Origin of the sequence: Stenotrophomonas maltophilia (genome assembly GCF_001274595.1) — a bacterium.
GTDB classification, from domain to species: domain Bacteria; phylum Pseudomonadota; class Gammaproteobacteria; order Xanthomonadales; family Xanthomonadaceae; genus Stenotrophomonas; species Stenotrophomonas forensis.
This window is the reverse complement of sequence record NZ_CP011010.1, coordinates 2,361,545-2,377,101: the sequence shown is the minus strand read 5'-3', so window position 1 is coordinate 2,377,101 and position 15,557 is coordinate 2,361,545. Positions and strand designations below refer to the sequence as shown.

The window sequence follows — 15,557 nt, the reverse complement described above, 5'->3', positions numbered from 1 at the left end:
GAACACTTACATACCCTTGCCGGCAGCGAATTCCTGCGGGCTCAGCTTGCCATCTTTGTTGCTATCGAGCATGCCAAAGTGCGGCGCCAGCTTGTGCTTGGCCAGTTCTTCCTTGGACAGCGAGCCGTCCTTGTTGGCATCGAGCTTGGTGAAATCGGCATCGGCCGCCGCCGGCTTGTGCTGACCGTGGTCGGTGGTGGGCGTGGTGGTCTGGCCGCCGGCGAAGGCCGCGCCCGCCATCAGGAACAAGGCCATCATCGAGAGGGAGGCATAACGCTTCATTGCAGTACTCCTTGTGGGATATGAGCCATCAGTGACAGGAATGGCCGCGCGCAGGCTCATCGGCGCGGTCAGGGTGGGGGGTGGCAACAACGGTGGAGCCGGACAAACGCAGGGCATTGGTGACCACCGAAACCGAGCTCAGGCTCATGGCCAGGGCCGCCATCATCGGACTGAGCAAAAGGCCGAAGCTGGGATACAGCAAGCCGGCGGCGATAGGCACGCCGATGGCGTTGTAGACGAAGGCGAAGCCCAGGTTCTGCTTCATATTGGCCACCGTCAAAGACGAGATGGCACGGGCTTGCACGATGCGCCTCAAATCACCCTTGACCAGGGTGAGCTGGGCGCTGGACATGGCCACATCCGTGCCCGTCCCCATCGCGATGCCCACATCGGCTGCCGCCAGGGCCGGCGCATCGTTGATGCCATCGCCAGCCATGGCCACGCGACGACCCTGGGCTTTGAGTTGCTGGACCAGGTCGGCCTTGTCCTGCGGCTTGACGCCACCACGCACATCCTCGATGCCCAGCGTGCGCCCCACGGCCTCGGCCGTCGCCTGTGCGTCACCGGAGGCCATCACCACGTGCAGGCCATCGGCACGTAGCAGGTTCAAGGCAGGCAAGGTCGTGGCTTTGATGGGATCAGCCACCGCAATGGCGCCGGCCAACCGACCATTGACCGCCAGGAACATCACGCTAGCGCCTTCTTTCCGAAGACGCTCGGCGCTGCTTTGCAAAGGTGCTACATCGGCGCCAACCGACGCCATCAGGCTTTGGTTGCCGAGCACGACATCCTGATCGGACACGCGCCCGCGGACGCCTTGGCCGGTGAGCGAATCAAAATCTTGGGCGGCCACCAGGTTCAAGCCACGTCGCTGGGCTTCAGCCACGATGGCCTCGGCCAAGGGGTGCTCACTGCCCTGCTCCAAGCTGCCGGCCAAACAAAGGATCTGATCGGCGTCGAAGCCGGCGTTGGAGAGCGTGTCGCGAAAGGCTGGACGCCCCTCGGTCAACGTACCGGTCTTGTCCACGATCAACGTGTCGATCAGACGTAGCTGCTCGATCGCCTGAGCATCGCGGAACAGGACCCCGACCTGCGCAGCGCGGCCAGTGGCGACCATGATCGACATGGGGGTAGCCAAACCCAAGGCACACGGGCAAGCAATGATCAGAACCGATACGGCATTGAGGACGGCAAAGGTCCAGGACGGTTCGGGTCCAAACAGACCCCATCCGAAGAACGTGAGCACCGCCGTGGCCAGCACGGCCAGGACAAACCAGTACGCCACCTTGTCCGCCATACGCTGCATCGGCGCGCGGGAGCGCTGGGCTTGGGCTACCAACTGCACAATCTGCGCCAGTACCGTCCCGGATCCGACTTTGTCCGCCCGGATGACTAAGGCGCCCGTCCCGTTGAGCGTGGCGCCTATAACGTGATCACCGACAGCCTTCTCCACCGGAATGGGTTCACCGGTCAGCATCGACTCATCGACACTGGCGCGGCCTTCGATGACTTCCCCATCGACCGGCACCTTCTCGCCCGGTCGTACTCGAAGCAGATCACCCACGTGCACGTGATCCAGCGCAACGTCCTCTTCGCCCCCATCGGGTTTGACGCGGCGAGCCGTCTTGGGCGCCAATCCCAGCAGGGACTTGATGGCCGCCGAGGTTTTGGAACGCGCCCGCAGTTCCAGCAGCTGTCCGAGCAGGGTGAGCGAGACGATGACCGCTGCCGCCTCGAAGTAGACCCCTACCCGTCCATGCTCGCGGAAAGAGTCCGGAAACAGGTCCGGTGCCACGGTGGCCACCACGCTGTAGCCAAACGCGGCGGCCACGCCGATGCCGATCAGCGTCCACATGTTGGGGCTGCGATTGCCGATGGACTGTAGGCAGCGCTCAAAGAAAGGCCACCCCGCCCAGAGCACCACCGGGGCGCTCAGCACGAGCTCAATCCAGGTACGCGCCTGCGTGGACAAGCCGGGCAGACGGTGTCCCAGCATGGCCAAGACCAGGACGATCAACGTCAAAGGCAACGTCCACCAGAACCTTCGGGTGAAATCGCGTAACTCTGGATTGTCGTCCTCCTCCAGCGAGGGCATCTCCGGCTCCAGCGCCATGCCGCAGATCGGACAGGTGCCGGGACCTGGCTGACGAATCTGCGGATGCATCGGGCAGGTGTAGACCGTGGCGTGGGTACCGCTGGGTTGGGCCACCGCTGCTGGGGCGGTCACTTCAACTTGCTGGGGAGCATCGTCCGTATAGCGGACGGGATTGGTGATGACCCGTCCATCCGCAGCCTCGACAGGGGCTGCGCCTGCAGAATGGTGATGGTCATGGGACGACGGTGAGTTCATGCCGATGCTCGCTTTAGTGGGGATGGACTGCCAAGGCAGTGTGCCATTGCGGGTTACACAGCTATTCGGGGCTGAGCGTCCCGAGCACTGAAACAACAATCAGGATCAAGATGGCCAGCGCGGCCTCAGCCGTAACACTCTGCCGCAAAGCCCGCACCTCCTGCGCGGGATCTCCGCTGGTCAGCGCTCGTTCCAAGCGCGGCACCAGCGTCCATCGGTGCAGCGCTCCCAAACCCAGCATTCCAGCGAACAGGGCCAGTTTGAAAAGCAGCAACTTCCCGTAGGTGCTCTGGAACAGGGCCGAAAACGACCACGCGGTGAGATCCCCGTAGTGCGCGATGCCGGACACGATGAGCGCACCAACGAAGATCGTTCCCAGCGTCGAAAAACCATGCAGAAAGTCATGCGTTGATCGCAGACGCCCGCTGCCGTTCGTCTCTTTGCCGCGCAGCAGCATGGCAAGGAACATCAGGACCGCTGCGATCCAGCCGCCTGCCGCGAGAAGATGGACGATGCCTGCAGCAAGCCGGACCGCGCCTGCCAAGCCCTCGCCAGCGGCGGCGTGGCCGTTCCATGCCAGCGAAGCGAGTGCGCCGCCCGCCAGCATCGCCCCCAGCGGGAAGGCGGTCTCCACCTTCCCGCGGCGACGATGCCATCCGAGCACGAACATCAGGGCGACCAGCAGCGCGCCTCTCGCCATGGCTGCCCGGCCCGCGGACGTCTCGAGCAGATACCAGCCAAGCGATGCGCGATCAACCTCGGCAAGCGGCATTCCCATGATGCCCGCGGTCTTGAAGACGACATCGAGCCCGGTGAGCACGAGACCGGCTACGGCACCCGCCAATAGAACGCCCATGAGTGACCACCCGGCCAAGGCGTCGGCGAGTGCCGATCGACGCGACCCGTACCAACCGAAGAGTGGAACCCCGAAAAGAACCATGATGACAAGGTATTCCAAGAATCTCAGTGCATAAGCCGACAGGTCGAACATTCGCGACTCCTCAGCGCACCGTGAAGCTGAAGCTGCCCGGCATGGGGTGGTTGTCACCACCGACGGCGCGGTATTCCACGGTATAGACGCCCGGAGCCAGCGGTCCAGGCAACTTGGCACGCAGGGTCTTGCCGTTGTTGACGATCTCGGTCGTGAAATTCTCGATCGGCATGGTGGAACTGCCGTGCTTCATGAGCAACTTGAGACGCGACGCCCGCGGAATCAATGTCTCGTTGAACACGAGATCGATCTGGCCTGGCGAGGCCACCACCGCATTTGCCGCCGGTGTGGACTGCTGCAGCGCGGCGTGGGCGTGCGCGACCTGCAGCGAAAACTGCCCGGCCGCGATTGCGAGGACGAGCGCGAAGGAGCGAATGACGTTGGACGACTTCATATGGATAAATCCTCATTGGAATGTGATGCAAAGCCCGTTCGGGAGGGGCCGCGCTGTGTTCGATGCGACAAGCGTTAGATGTCGGACTGTCACTGAAACCACGATTTGTCGGATTTTCTTGATACTTCCGCTTTCGCGAGACGAGGATCCCACCGGCTCAGGCGGGATCCTCGACGCATTACGCTGCCATGGCGCTGCAGCTTTCCGCGCAGCGGCGACAAACTTCGGCGCAGCGCGTCATCTCAGGGTCGTTCATGGCGTCGCATGCATCGGCGCACTGGCGGCAGATCTCCGCGCAGGCACCGCAAACCACGTCGTGAACGCTGGCACCGCGCAGCATCGCGTCGGCACTGGTTGCGCAGGTATCGGCACACGTCGCCAACAGGGCGATGTGCTCCGGGGCCGCGTGAACACCTCCTTTGGTCAGGCAGTAGTTGATGGTCTCCAGGCAGATCGCATGGCATTGCGTGCAGTTGTCGATGCACTCGTTCATGGCCTGGGGCCGGTGTGCTGCGGAATGGTGAGTCATGTAGTTCTCCTTCTTCCTCGCGGGCGAGAATCGGCGCGCCCGCAACACCGTCCCCTGTTGCTGCGACGGATCAGTGCTGTGCGAACGGTTCAGTGGTTCCGTCGCGATGGATCAGCTCGACCGTGAACGGCTGCTGGCGTCCCTCCGGGACCTCCATGCCCGGAGAACCAAGCGGCATCCCTGGGAGGACCAGGCCGCGTGCGTTCGGCTTTTCTTCGAGGAGACGCTTGATGTCCGCGGCCGGAACGTGGCCTTCGATGACGTATCCGCCGATCTCGGCCGTGTGGCAGGAGCCCTTTGCATAGGGGACACCCAACCGCTCCTTGACCAGACCCAGGTCATCCATGTCGTGCACATCCACGGTGAATCCCGCCTTCTGCACGTGGTCGATCCAGACACCGCAGCACCCGCAGGTCGGGGTCTTGTGGACGGTCATGCGTGGCAGGGCTGCTGGAGTCGCGTCGGCTGATTGGACGACAACCTGTGCGGAGGGCGAGGTTGTGGGTTGCGCGGATGAAGCATCCTGGGTGCAAGCACCCAGACCAGCCACGGCAAGGACCACAAAAGTCAGACGGTGCAATGTGAGCGTAGTCATTTCAATCTCTCGACTCAGCGCTTGGTCCGCGAGGACCAGTGGATGTGGACGATCCGCCAGCCGTCCGCGGTCTCCTTCAGCACCATCGTCTCGTCGCTCTGGACGGTCAGTGGCTGGCCGTCCTTCTGGGCATGCAACTCGCTTTCGGTTCCGACCCACGCGAACTCGCCAGCGGCTCGTGCGCGCTGACGGAGCAGCTGGCGATGGGCGCTCTTGAGGAACGCCGCATCGCTGACTGCGTGATGGCCCATGTATTCCTCGCGGCTGCGTTCGGCGCCCCCGGACTCGAGGATGAGAACGTCGGCAGCGAGCAGGGCTTCGACCGTGGCCAGATCGCCGCTAGACAGGGCCCTGTTGAAACGCTCCGCTACGGCGACCGCGGCCTCTGCAGTGACTGGGACGTCGACGTCCGCAGATGCCGCGGCAGCGGGGTGATGTGCGTGCGGCTGTGTCGCCTGCGCCATTGCGGGGGACACGACGGCCAGTGCCAGTGCGAGGGTGAACGAGATTGCTGTTGCGTTCATTGCGTGGGCTCCAAGGAGATCAATGGGTGTGCGCATGGCCGTCATCGGCCACGGGCGTGTGTGGTGCAGGGTGCGACTCCACCTTGCCGTCGGGATGGCCGTGGCTCACCAACCCGACTTCCGTGTCGCTGGGTGTCGGGCCGTGGTGATCGTCGTCCACGCCCGGCGGGTGCGCATGCGGCATGGAGTTGTTGCCCGGCTCGAATAAGGCAGGGTGATCCTCGGCCTTTTCGTCGTCATGGTGGCCTTGCGTCTCGCCGCCGCCATGCGAATGGCCCTCGCTGCTGTCGACAAGTTCCTTGTACGCAGTCGCGTCCAGCGTGGGCAACTTCTGCAGGAAGGCCGACATGTTCCATATGAACTCATCGTCCATGCTGCCGCCCCAAGCGGGCATGCCGCTGGCCTTGATGCCGTGCTTGATCACCCAGAACGCCTCAGCTGGAGCGACCGGCTGTTTGCTTAGGTTCGGTGGCGCGGGGTACAGGCCCTTGCTCATCTCGGTGGCCGCCGCGTCTGGTGAAAGATGGCAGGTCACGCACATGGCGTTGTAGTTGCCCGCACCCTGGCGGATACGCTCAGGATCATCAAGGTTCGTGGGTAGCTGAAGCTTGGCGGCGCGCACCTCAATGGAACGCTCGCGCGCCGTTTCAAGTAGCGCATACACCGGGCGACTATGCGGATCGTCGGCGGCCACGTTGTACACGCCCAGAGAGACCGTGGCGGTTGCGACCACCGCAACCAATGCCACGCCGGCACCGAGCCATACCCACATCTTTTTGTTGGATTTCATTGTCAGTTCCCCTTAGAACCAGGTACGAAGGCCGATGACCACGCGCGTGTCTTCAAAGGACTCGCCATGCTCGCGTCGCATGTCTGCGGTATTGCCAAACGCGCGCTCGTACACCACGCCGATGTAGGGAGCGAACTTTCGGGTGAACTCATAGCGAAGTCGTAGCCCCGCCTCAGCGGCACTCAGACCCGAACCTATCCCGCGCAATGGATCGTTCTTGCCATAGGCGGTGACTTCCACCAGCGGCTGCAAGATCAGCCGGTTGGTTAGCAGCAATTCGTACTCGGCCTCGACATTGGCGGCAGTCTGGCCCCCTTCGCCGAGATAGGCTGTGGCGGACACTTCGAACTTCATCGGCGCCAAGCCCTGTACACCGATAGCGGCGAAGTTCTGCGATGCCCCAGGCTTGAAGTCATGACGCACACCGGCCACCACATCCCACCACGTGGAGATACTGCGGCCGTAAAGCACTTCCAGATCAGCCGACTCGGTCTGACCATCCGTGCGTTCGCCTTCACTGCGGAGCCAGACGCGATTGAGGTCCGTACCGATCCAGCCCTGGCCCTCCCAGCCCAGCCCGGTGCCCGGATCGACATCCCAGGTTTCCAGGCGATTGAGCAGCACGTAGCTCTTGATCGAGTTGTCATGCACCGGATGCGCGTGTTCCGGCGCGATGGCCGCCTTGCGATCCGCGTCCGTCACCGCGGGAATCGGGGTGCGCGGCTGCGTTGGCGCTGCAGGCCCGTGTCCCATCTGACTGTGGTCCATGCCCTCCATCGATTGCATTCCCGCTTCTGGTGTAGCGGGCGCGGGCGAATCATGGCCCATCTGCGAATGGTCCATCCCCTGCATCGCAGGCGTGGCCGTGCCGGAGGTGTCGGCTGCAGCGGGCTGTGCCATCTGACTGTGATCCATGCCCTGCATCGACTGCGCCTGCGCTGTGGGCGCCGCAGGTGTGCTCGCGGGCGAGCCGTGCCCCATCTGCGAATGGTCCATGCCCTGCATGGCAGGCTCGGCTGCGTTAGCCTGCGGCTCGGCGTGGCCCATCGCCGCATGATCGATCGTCGCTTCGCTCGTCTTGGCCGGTGTTGCAGGCTTTTGGGCTGGCGCAGGTTTTGATGTCGGTGCCTGATGTGCAGAGTGATCCTGAGTCTGGGTCTGCGCGCCCTGCTCCATCTGCATGGAGCCGTGCTGCATAGATTGGGCGCTGGCCGCATTGGCCAGGGCCAGCGAGATAGCCGTCAGCGCAGTCAGGGTGGTATCGCGTCTATTGATGTTCATTCGTCGACCCTCACCGTGCGCATCATTCCGGCTTCCATGTGATAAAGCAGGTGGCAATGGAACGCCCAGCTGCCCAACGCATCGGCACGCACGCGATACGTGCGTCGGCTACCTGGCGGCATATCCACCGTGTGCTTGCGCACCATGAAGTTGCCGTTGTCGTCCTCCACGTCACTCCACATGCCGTGCAAATGGATGGGATGGGTCATCATCGTGTCGTTAACCAATACGATGCGCATACGCTCGCCGTAGTTCAGCCGCAGCGGCTCGACATCGGAAAACTTCTGACCGTTGAAGCCCCAGGAGAATTTCTCCATGTGTCCGGTCAGATGCAGCTCGATCTCGCGACCGGGGTCGCGTCCGTCAGGGTCTTCAAAGGTGCTCTTGAGCATGGAATACGTCAGCACATGACGGCCGTTATCGCGCAGGCCATTGCCCGGATCATCCAAGCGCGAACTCACGCTCATGGCTTGGTTGTCCAACAGGGGATTGTTGGTCTCGCTAGCAGGGTGTGATTGCATGCCCCCGTGCTGCATGCCTGCCATGGCACCATCGCCGGCGGCGGGCATCGCATGGCCTGCATGGGCCGAGGTCGCGTTACCGCTGACAGGTGGGGTCATGCCAGGCATGCCCATGGCCGCACCACAGCCGCCTTCCATGCCCTTGCTGCCGCCAGACATATCCATCGACCCATGATCCATGCCCATGTCTGCCATCGTCAGCAGCGGCCGGGGATCCACAGACGGAACGGGCGCGCGTAATCCTTCGCGCACAGCGAGCGTGCCGCTGATGTAGCCGGTGCGACCGGAGTCTTGGGCAAAGATGGTGAATGCGTCCTGCCCGGAGGGCTCCACGATCACATCGAAGGTTTCTGCTACCGCGATGCGGAACTCGTCGACGGAAACCGGATGGACATACAAGCCATCTGCCGCCACCACGGTCATCTTCAGCCCCGGAATACGCACATCGAAGTACGTCATGGCAGAGCCATTGATGAAACGCAGGCGCACCTTCTCGCCACTGCGGAACAAACCGGTCCAGTTGCCCAGTGAGGTCGTGCCGTTCATCAGGTAGGTGTAGGTGTTGGCGTTGACGTCGGACAGGTCCGTGGGCGTCATCCGCATCACGCCCCACATCTTGCGATCTTCCAACGTGGCCGACAGGCCGTTGCGCTTCACATCGCGCGCAAAATCGCCGACCGTGCGCTTGTAGTAATTGTCATGGCCCGGCATCTTCTTCAAACGATCGAACAGGGCCGTCGGGTCCAGGTCTGTCCAATCGCTCAGCATCACGACGTAGTCGCGATCGAAACTGAAGGGCTCCGGCTCCAATGGGTCGATGACGATCGGGCCATAGAGCCCGGCTTGTTCCTGGAACCCTGAGTGGCTGTGGTACCAGTAGGTTCCGCCCTGATGCAGGGTGAACCGGTAGTGGTAGGTCTCACCACGTCCGATACCGTCAAAGCTCAGACCCGGCACGCCGTCCATGTTGGCCGGCAAAATGATGCCGTGCCAATGGATGGAGGTGTCCGCGCCATGGATGGAGTTAGCGGGCAATGCATTAGAGACGCGCAAGTTGACCGTGGTGCCTTCCCGCCACCGCAGCAACGGCGCCGGAACGGACCCGTTGACCGTGATCGCGGTGCGGGTCTTGCCGGTGAAGTTCATCGGCGTCTCGCCAATGGTCAGGTCAAACTCAGTGCCCGATAGTACGTTGGGTTGTCCCGGCCCCTTGAGCGCCCAACTGGCTTTGGGCCAGAAACCTAATCCTGCGACTGCGCCTCCCAAGGCCAAGCCTTGGACAAATCGCCGCCGCGAAGGCAGCAGCGGTCCACCGCGTGGACCACGAAAATCATCATGCGACATGAAAATGCTCCAAGCGTCGTGTTGCCACCGGCGGGCGGTGGTACAGAGCGGGCGGCTGGCCTAAACAGGCATGCAAGCCACACCAACGGCGCCATTGCGGCGCCTAGGGACGCTTAGCCGATCGGTGGTCGGATCAGATGAGGCAAGGCAGGTGCCGCATGCCCTAGGGGCAGCGGCATGACATCCAGGCCCAAGGCCAGTTGCACCGAAACATGCAGGCGCGCAGGAAGTGCGCTCGCGCAAGCGTGTACGCAGGCGCACCGGCACGCAGAAGACTTGCAACAGTCGGGACCGGCATGGTCGCCATGCCCAGTGCCAGCCTTTTCAATCGATGTGGCATCGGGATGATGCTCAGCACTGTGATGGGCGAAGCAGTCTTCGTCGACTTGCACCGCGGCAGCCACTTCGCTGGCCTGCTCTTCCATGACCGGGTTCATACTGACGGACGCAAACGCCGACCACGCGCCGTTAAGCACGAGCATGGCGATCAGGAACAGTCGCAGTAGAAGTGAGGAGGCTGACACGGGCGACATGGTATATCACTTTAGACAAGGCGCGTGTGTATCGGTCGTGAACATAATCTCAAGTAAGCCTGAGATGTCGCGACTTGTCAGTCGCACTAGCCGCGGACACTGCAGCTCCCTCCAGAAGCGCCCAAAGGGCGGGTTGAGGCGAAGAGTTGCCCATAGGGCGAGCGCTTGTTCGGTTTACTTCTCGGGCGTGGCCTCGATCAGCTTCACCAACTCGCGCTTCTGCTGCTTGCTTAGCGAGCCCCAGCGCAGGAGCAACTTGGCCAGCAGATCATCGTCGGTGTAAAGGAAGGCGGCGGGGATCCCCAACGCTTGGGCCAACCGCTCAGCAATCTCCAGCATGGGCTCGTGCTTGCCACGCTCGTACTGGTTGATTCGGGGGCTGGCCACGTGAGGATCCAGACCGGCCCGGATGCCCAACTCCTTCTGCGACAAACCCGTGTGCAGGCGGGCTTGTTTGAGGCGTCGAGCGAAGGTCGGTGTTGAGTCGACGGACAAAGTCACGCGCGCACCCCATGGAGACCCCATAAGGATGGCGGATGTACCCTGCCTTGCATACTAACATATTCTTAGCTTTGAGGCAACCGGCGACACCGGTAGCGCCGCCCCCCCCCCAGGAGCCACGCCGCTCCCTCATCCCCGGAAACCGCATGCCCGGAACCTCGTCAATGACGCCATCTGGGGTCGCCAGCATCGAGGAGTTGGGCCTTCGTGGCACCCTTTTCCTAGCCGCACTGTTAGCCGCGCAGCTACGACGCCTACCGGTGGCGCCCACACGCCGCTCCACCTTGCTGGTGCTGGACACGCTGCGAGACTTGGCCTTGATCCAAGTTCCCTGGCCAGCGGATCGATGGCAGATCCGCCCCGATGCCGAGGTCACGCCCATCGAAGATCTGCAATGGGCTTTCGCCTGGTCTACCCACGAGCGCAGGCACCTGCTCCCGGTGCTGGAAGACCAACTCGGCTATATGGCACACGATGTAGACTTGGCGGACGCGAAACTGGAGCTGTGGGATGAACTTGCACTCTGGGAGACCGAGCAGTTTCTGGAGCAGCAATTGCTCAAACATCACTTCGACCCAGGCTGGGCACGTGATGTGGGGTTCGTCTTTCAATCCGGACCGCGGGGCTTGCCGATCGCGCGGTGGCGTTACTGCTGCTGGGCGGCGGTACGCCAAGGTGCCTCGGTGGCGATGCGTCTTGGCGTGCACGACAGCGCCCATGTGCGGGAAGCCATCTTTCAGGAGGTCCAGAAGCGCCTGCGCTACCTGATGACCAGTTCGCCCGAGCAAGGCATGTTCAAGCCCTATCATTTGGCACCGGAGTCCTCAGTAGCCAAACTGTTTGTAGATTGGGTCGTCCCTATGGAATGGGCGTACTGGACAGGTGAGCGCCACCCCAGCCGCTAGCAGACAAACGAGCAGCCTCGTCAGTCGGCTCCCCCATCTTGCGCATGGCCGCGCCGAGTTTTCTTCACCGCATTTTGTGCTGGCGTCAGTTGATTCAGTAGAGGCTCTAGCGCTTCAAGACGTGCATTGGCACGCAACGCATCGGCTTCAGCGCTCTCGCGGCGCTCACGCTCCCGCGCAAGGGTGTCTTGAACTTGAGCTAGCTCGTTGCGCATGGTATCCAAGGTCTTGGCGTCAGTCTTCCAGCGCTCCTGCAGTGCCAAATAGTCCGTCGCGGTCTGGCGCAACGCCACGACCTCGCTGTGTTGGCCTTCGTGGGCCTGTCGTAGCTGGGCAAGCTCACGCTCAATCCGCCCGTGGCGCTCCAGCCATTGACCATTGTCGCGGTTCAGCACCAACAGCTCCTGATTCTTCGCGCCCAAGGCTTCATTGGCCTGACGTAAGGCTACTTGCAGCTCTTGGACCTGATGCTCGTGACGGCGAAGCTCTTGCTCACGCTGCTCTTTGGTTGAAGTGCGGTAGTGCTCAAGCGCTTCCCGGGCATGGGCATGCTTGTCCTCCAGAGAACGCGTATGCGCCTCATGATCAGCCAGCCGCACCGTCATGCCAGCGATGCGCTCGTTCAACTGGGCGATTTCCGCGATCCTGTCACCTAGATTCTGTTGAAGGAGGGCGTGAGCAGCTTGCTCTTGGTGCAGGCTTGCTTCGGTGCGCTGCAGCCGACTGCTCAAGGCGGCAGCCTCCTCTTGGGCACCGGAAAGCGCCTGTTGCCGACTGTGGAGCTCAGCCTGATGGCGCTCACGCTCCTGGGTGAGGATGGCCTCTGCTTCCTCCTGGAGCCGCGAGGCCAAGCGCGCAACCAAGTCCTGCAAAGCATCACTAACGGCTACCGTCCTCGCCGGACCGCCGCCTTCCTCTCCTTCCAGTTCACGCAAGTAGCGGTGGATCGTGGTCTTGGAGCCCGTGTTGCCCAAGGCCACTCGCACCGCGTCGACTGACGGCTTCTTGCCTTGGGCCAGCAGCGCGTCGCGCGCCTTCTGGACGTCACTCTTATAGAGTCCTGCGCGCGCCATCGTGCCACCCCACTTTATTTCGTAATGTATTACATACCATGTAATTACATACTATTAAAGCAGGTAGACGACCGCTCGTCGGCGAAAATAGTTATACGGGATAATATTGAATTATCCCGCGTAAGGCGGATTCTGACCCTTCCCGGCGTCCCAAGCAGTACGAAACCGCCCAGGGCCGGCGATCGCTGGGTAGTATGGCCCAGAGCGGAAAGGAGGCCAGCCAGGGTGCAGGCAGGCTCCGCCACCGAGCCCGTTGGCCATCAAAGGACTGTGCATGCCGATCGAACGTATCGTCATCGACAACTTCAAGTCGTTTCGCCATCTGGACCTGCCCCTCAATGCCCACATGAACCTGGTGGTGGGCGACAACGAGGTCGGTAAATCCACCCTGCTGGAGGCCATCCACGCGGTGGTCACCGGCCAGCTGCATGGGCGCAATCTTGCCTACGAGCTCACGCCCTACCTGTTCCACCAGCCCACGGTGCAGGAGTACTTGGGAGCGCTTGCCACGGGCACGCCGGCCTCGCCGCCACGGATCTCCATCGAAGCCTATCTGGGCGCCGACGCCGCGCTGGCGTCGTTACGCGGCACCAACAACTCCCTGCGTCTGGATACCGCCGGCATCCGGCTGCTGGTCGAGCTCAACGACGACTACCGCGAGGAGTTCAACGCCTACCTGCAGCAGCACCAGGGCGCGGTCAGCCTGCCGGTGGAGTACTACACGGTGCGCTGGTACTCCTTCGCCAACAATGGCGTCACCGCCCGTAGTATTCCGTTCGACTCGACCATCATCGACACGCACGGCATCAAGACCTTGTCCGGTGCCGATCGCTATATCGCCGGCATCATCGAGCAGGCACTGACGCCTGCGCAGCGCGTCTCGCTGTCGCTGAGCTTCCGCCGCATGCGGCAGAGCTTTTCCGAAGAAGCGGATGTGGCAGCGATCAATGCCTACTTGACCGAGCACACCGGGGACATCAGCCACAGGGCATTGACGGTAGGCGTGGACACATCGCCGCGCTCAACGTGGGAAACCAGCCTGTCACCCTACCTGGATGAGCTCCCGTTCACCCAGGCCGGCAAGGGCGAGCAAAGCGCGGTGAAGATGAAGCTGGCGATGCACGCGGCCGGCGCGGCTCACGTGCTGCTGATCGAGGAGCCGGAGAACCATCTGTCCTATTCCAGCATGACCCAGCTGATCGACAAGATTGCGGCCCTCTCCACCGCCCAGCAGGTGATCATCGCCACCCACAGCAGCTTCGTGTTGAACAAGCTGGGCGTGGACAACGTGATCCTGTTCAGCGCGCAAGGCCAGATGAAGCTGGACCAGCTGCCCAGCGATACCCACGACTATTTCATGAAGCTGCCGGGCCACGACACGCTGCGGTTGATCCTGGCCAAGCAGGCGATCCTGGTGGAAGGCCCTTCCGACGAACTGATCGTGCAGCGTGCCTACAGTGACCATCACGGCGTGGCGCCGATGGCTCACGGCGTAGACATCATTTCGGTCAAGTCGTTGGCATTCAAACGCTTCTTGCAGATTGCCGATCGACTGAGGATTCAGGCCAAGGTGATCACCGACAACGACGGTGATATCGCAGTTGTGCAAGAGCGCTATGCCGAGCACATCAACGCGATCTATTACGATTCCGACGAGAGCGCCCCTTCGCTGGAAGAGCAGCTGATCAAAGCCAACTCGCTGGCCGAACTCAATACCGTGCTGGGCAAGGCCTTTGCCGATGAGGTGGCGCTGCTCAAGTACATGAAGGGCCATAAGACCGATACGGCCTTGGCGATTTTCAATAGCCCGCACTCGATCAGGTTCCCGGACTATGTCCAGCGTGCCATCACCTAACCGGGTCCTGCTCTCGGCAGCCGGCTCGGGCAAGACCACGTTGCTGGTCCGGCAGGCCTTGGAGCGACCTGGGCGCCGCATCGCGATTGTCACCTACACGCTGGAAAACCTGGAAGAGATCCGGCGCTCGTTTGAGGCCCACGCAGGCGCGGTCCCCGCGCATGTCACCTTGCACAGCTGGTATGGCTTTCTGCTGCGCCAGTGCATTCGCCCGTACCAGGCTGCGCTTTGCCCTGAGCCTCGCATCGAGACCATCCTGTTCGTAGAAGGTGTCACCAACAACCGCGCCCCACGCACCCAGGTGGCGCGCCACTACCTGGCGGGCAACCGGATGTATTCGGACCGAGCGGCCGATTTCGCTGTGCGCTGCGATGAGCTGACCCAAGGCCAGGTCGTGGCGCGATTGGCGGCGATGTACGACGAGCTCTACATCGACGAAGTCCAGGATCTGGCCGGCTTTGATCTGGATCTGGTCGAACGGCTGTTGAAGAGCGAGATTGCCATCACGTTGGTAGGCGATACGCGCCAAGCCACGTATGCCACCAACTATGCGCAAAGGTACAGCCAATACCGTGGTCCGAATCTGGCAGCGCTGTTTCAGATTTGGGAGGCCGACGGCTTATGCCGGCTGGATCACCGCCTCACCAGTCTGCGCTGCGTCCAGGCCCTGTGCGATATGGCTGACACGCTCTATCCGCAGATGCCGCGGACCCAATCAGGCAATGGCGAGGTCACCGGACACGATGGCATCTACCTCGTCGCTCCAGGGGATGTGGCCGCGTACATGCAGGAGTTCGCCCCCACCGTGCTCCGGCATGACCGGCGGCAGGCGTGCGACGGACTGCCGGCGGTGAACTTTGGGCAGTGCAAGGGCCGCACCTACAGTCGGGTCCTCATCTTTCCGAACGGGCCGTTGACGCAGTACCTGCGCACGGCCGATGCAGCGCGTATCACCGCGCCGCCGAAATACTACGTGGCCTTCACCCGGGCGCGGCAAAGCGTGGCCTTTGTGTATGCCGGCGCGTGCGCGTTGCCGGGTCATCAGCTCTATGCGCCTGCCAGCGCAGACGCATAGAGCCAGGGGCTGCG

Annotated in this window: 16 protein-coding genes; 3 read left to right on the top strand and 13 right to left on the bottom strand. The window is 62.4% G+C overall.

The genetic code is table 11. The features are described 5' to 3' along the window. Positions 1-6 precede the first annotated feature (6 nt). The 12 genes from VN11_RS10970 to VN11_RS10915 form a co-directional block, all read right to left on the bottom strand. A complete protein-coding gene (locus VN11_RS10970; RefSeq protein WP_005413412.1) occupies positions 7-282 on the bottom strand; it encodes a hypothetical protein in 276 nt (91 codons plus the stop codon). Positions 283-310: 28 nt separating this feature from the next. After that, positions 311-2,446, bottom strand: a complete 2,136-nt coding sequence (locus tag VN11_RS10965) for a copper-transporting P-type ATPase (RefSeq protein ID WP_024957401.1) — start codon at positions 2,444-2,446, stop codon at positions 311-313. A gap of 247 nt (positions 2,447-2,693) precedes the next feature. Further along, the gene (gene copD, locus VN11_RS10960) at positions 2,694-3,623 is read right to left on the bottom strand and encodes a copper homeostasis membrane protein CopD (RefSeq protein ID WP_017354978.1); all 930 of its coding nucleotides are present in this window, start codon (positions 3,621-3,623) and stop codon (positions 2,694-2,696) included. A gap of 10 nt (positions 3,624-3,633) precedes the next feature. Then, complete coding sequence (gene copC, locus VN11_RS10955; RefSeq protein ID WP_005413416.1) at positions 3,634-4,017, bottom strand: copper homeostasis periplasmic binding protein CopC; 384 nt, start codon at positions 4,015-4,017, stop codon at positions 3,634-3,636. A gap of 178 nt (positions 4,018-4,195) precedes the next feature. After that, positions 4,196-4,546, bottom strand: coding sequence for a four-helix bundle copper-binding protein (locus VN11_RS10950; protein ID WP_012480213.1), 351 nt, complete (start codon positions 4,544-4,546; stop codon positions 4,196-4,198). A 70-nt stretch (positions 4,547-4,616) separates the two neighbouring features. Next, complete coding sequence (locus VN11_RS10945; protein WP_012480214.1) at positions 4,617-5,141, bottom strand: DUF411 domain-containing protein; 525 nt, start codon at positions 5,139-5,141, stop codon at positions 4,617-4,619. 14 nt (positions 5,142-5,155) lie between these two features. Beyond that, positions 5,156-5,665 carry a nuclear transport factor 2 family protein gene (locus VN11_RS10940; protein WP_238581875.1) on the bottom strand — a complete coding sequence of 170 codons (510 nt, stop codon included), beginning with the start codon at positions 5,663-5,665 and terminating at the stop codon, positions 5,156-5,158. Between the two features lie 19 nt (positions 5,666-5,684). Then, complete coding sequence (locus VN11_RS10935) at positions 5,685-6,455, bottom strand: c-type cytochrome (protein WP_012480216.1); 771 nt, start codon at positions 6,453-6,455, stop codon at positions 5,685-5,687. Positions 6,456-6,467: 12 nt separating this feature from the next. Next, a complete protein-coding gene (locus tag VN11_RS10930) occupies positions 6,468-7,736 on the bottom strand; it encodes a copper resistance protein B (protein WP_053449745.1) in 1,269 nt (422 codons plus the stop codon). After that, positions 7,733-9,601, bottom strand: a complete 1,869-nt coding sequence (locus tag VN11_RS10925) for a copper resistance system multicopper oxidase (protein WP_012480217.1) — start codon at positions 9,599-9,601, stop codon at positions 7,733-7,735. Before VN11_RS10925 ends, VN11_RS10930 begins: the two co-directional genes overlap by 4 nt. Before the next feature lie 113 nt (positions 9,602-9,714). After that, on the bottom strand, positions 9,715-10,134 hold the full coding sequence (copL, locus tag VN11_RS21815; protein ID WP_012480218.1) for a transcriptional regulator CopL: 420 nt from the start codon (positions 10,132-10,134) through the stop codon (positions 9,715-9,717). Positions 10,135-10,308: 174 nt separating this feature from the next. Next, positions 10,309-10,659, bottom strand: a complete 351-nt coding sequence (locus VN11_RS10915) for a helix-turn-helix domain-containing protein (RefSeq protein ID WP_043033515.1) — start codon at positions 10,657-10,659, stop codon at positions 10,309-10,311. A gap of 122 nt (positions 10,660-10,781) precedes the next feature. On the opposite strand from VN11_RS10915, the gene VN11_RS10910 reads away from it, so the two are divergent. After that, positions 10,782-11,540, top strand: coding sequence for a hypothetical protein (locus VN11_RS10910; RefSeq protein WP_238581874.1), 759 nt, complete (start codon positions 10,782-10,784; stop codon positions 11,538-11,540). Between the two features lie 20 nt (positions 11,541-11,560). Here VN11_RS10910 and VN11_RS10905 read toward each other — a convergent pair whose 3' ends face one another. Continuing rightward, positions 11,561-12,613: a DNA-binding protein gene (locus VN11_RS10905; RefSeq protein ID WP_032961134.1), complete on the bottom strand. Its 1,053-nt coding sequence runs from the start codon at positions 12,611-12,613 to the stop codon at positions 11,561-11,563. A 274-nt stretch (positions 12,614-12,887) separates the two neighbouring features. On the opposite strand from VN11_RS10905, the gene VN11_RS10900 reads away from it, so the two are divergent. After that, a complete protein-coding gene (locus VN11_RS10900; RefSeq protein WP_026070029.1) occupies positions 12,888-14,468 on the top strand; it encodes an ATP-dependent nuclease in 1,581 nt (526 codons plus the stop codon). Continuing rightward, the gene (locus VN11_RS10895; RefSeq protein WP_012480224.1) at positions 14,446-15,543 is read left to right on the top strand and encodes a UvrD-helicase domain-containing protein; all 1,098 of its coding nucleotides are present in this window, start codon (positions 14,446-14,448) and stop codon (positions 15,541-15,543) included. The genes VN11_RS10900 and VN11_RS10895 overlap by 23 nt, the downstream gene beginning before the upstream one ends. Positions 15,544-15,557 lie beyond the last annotated feature (14 nt).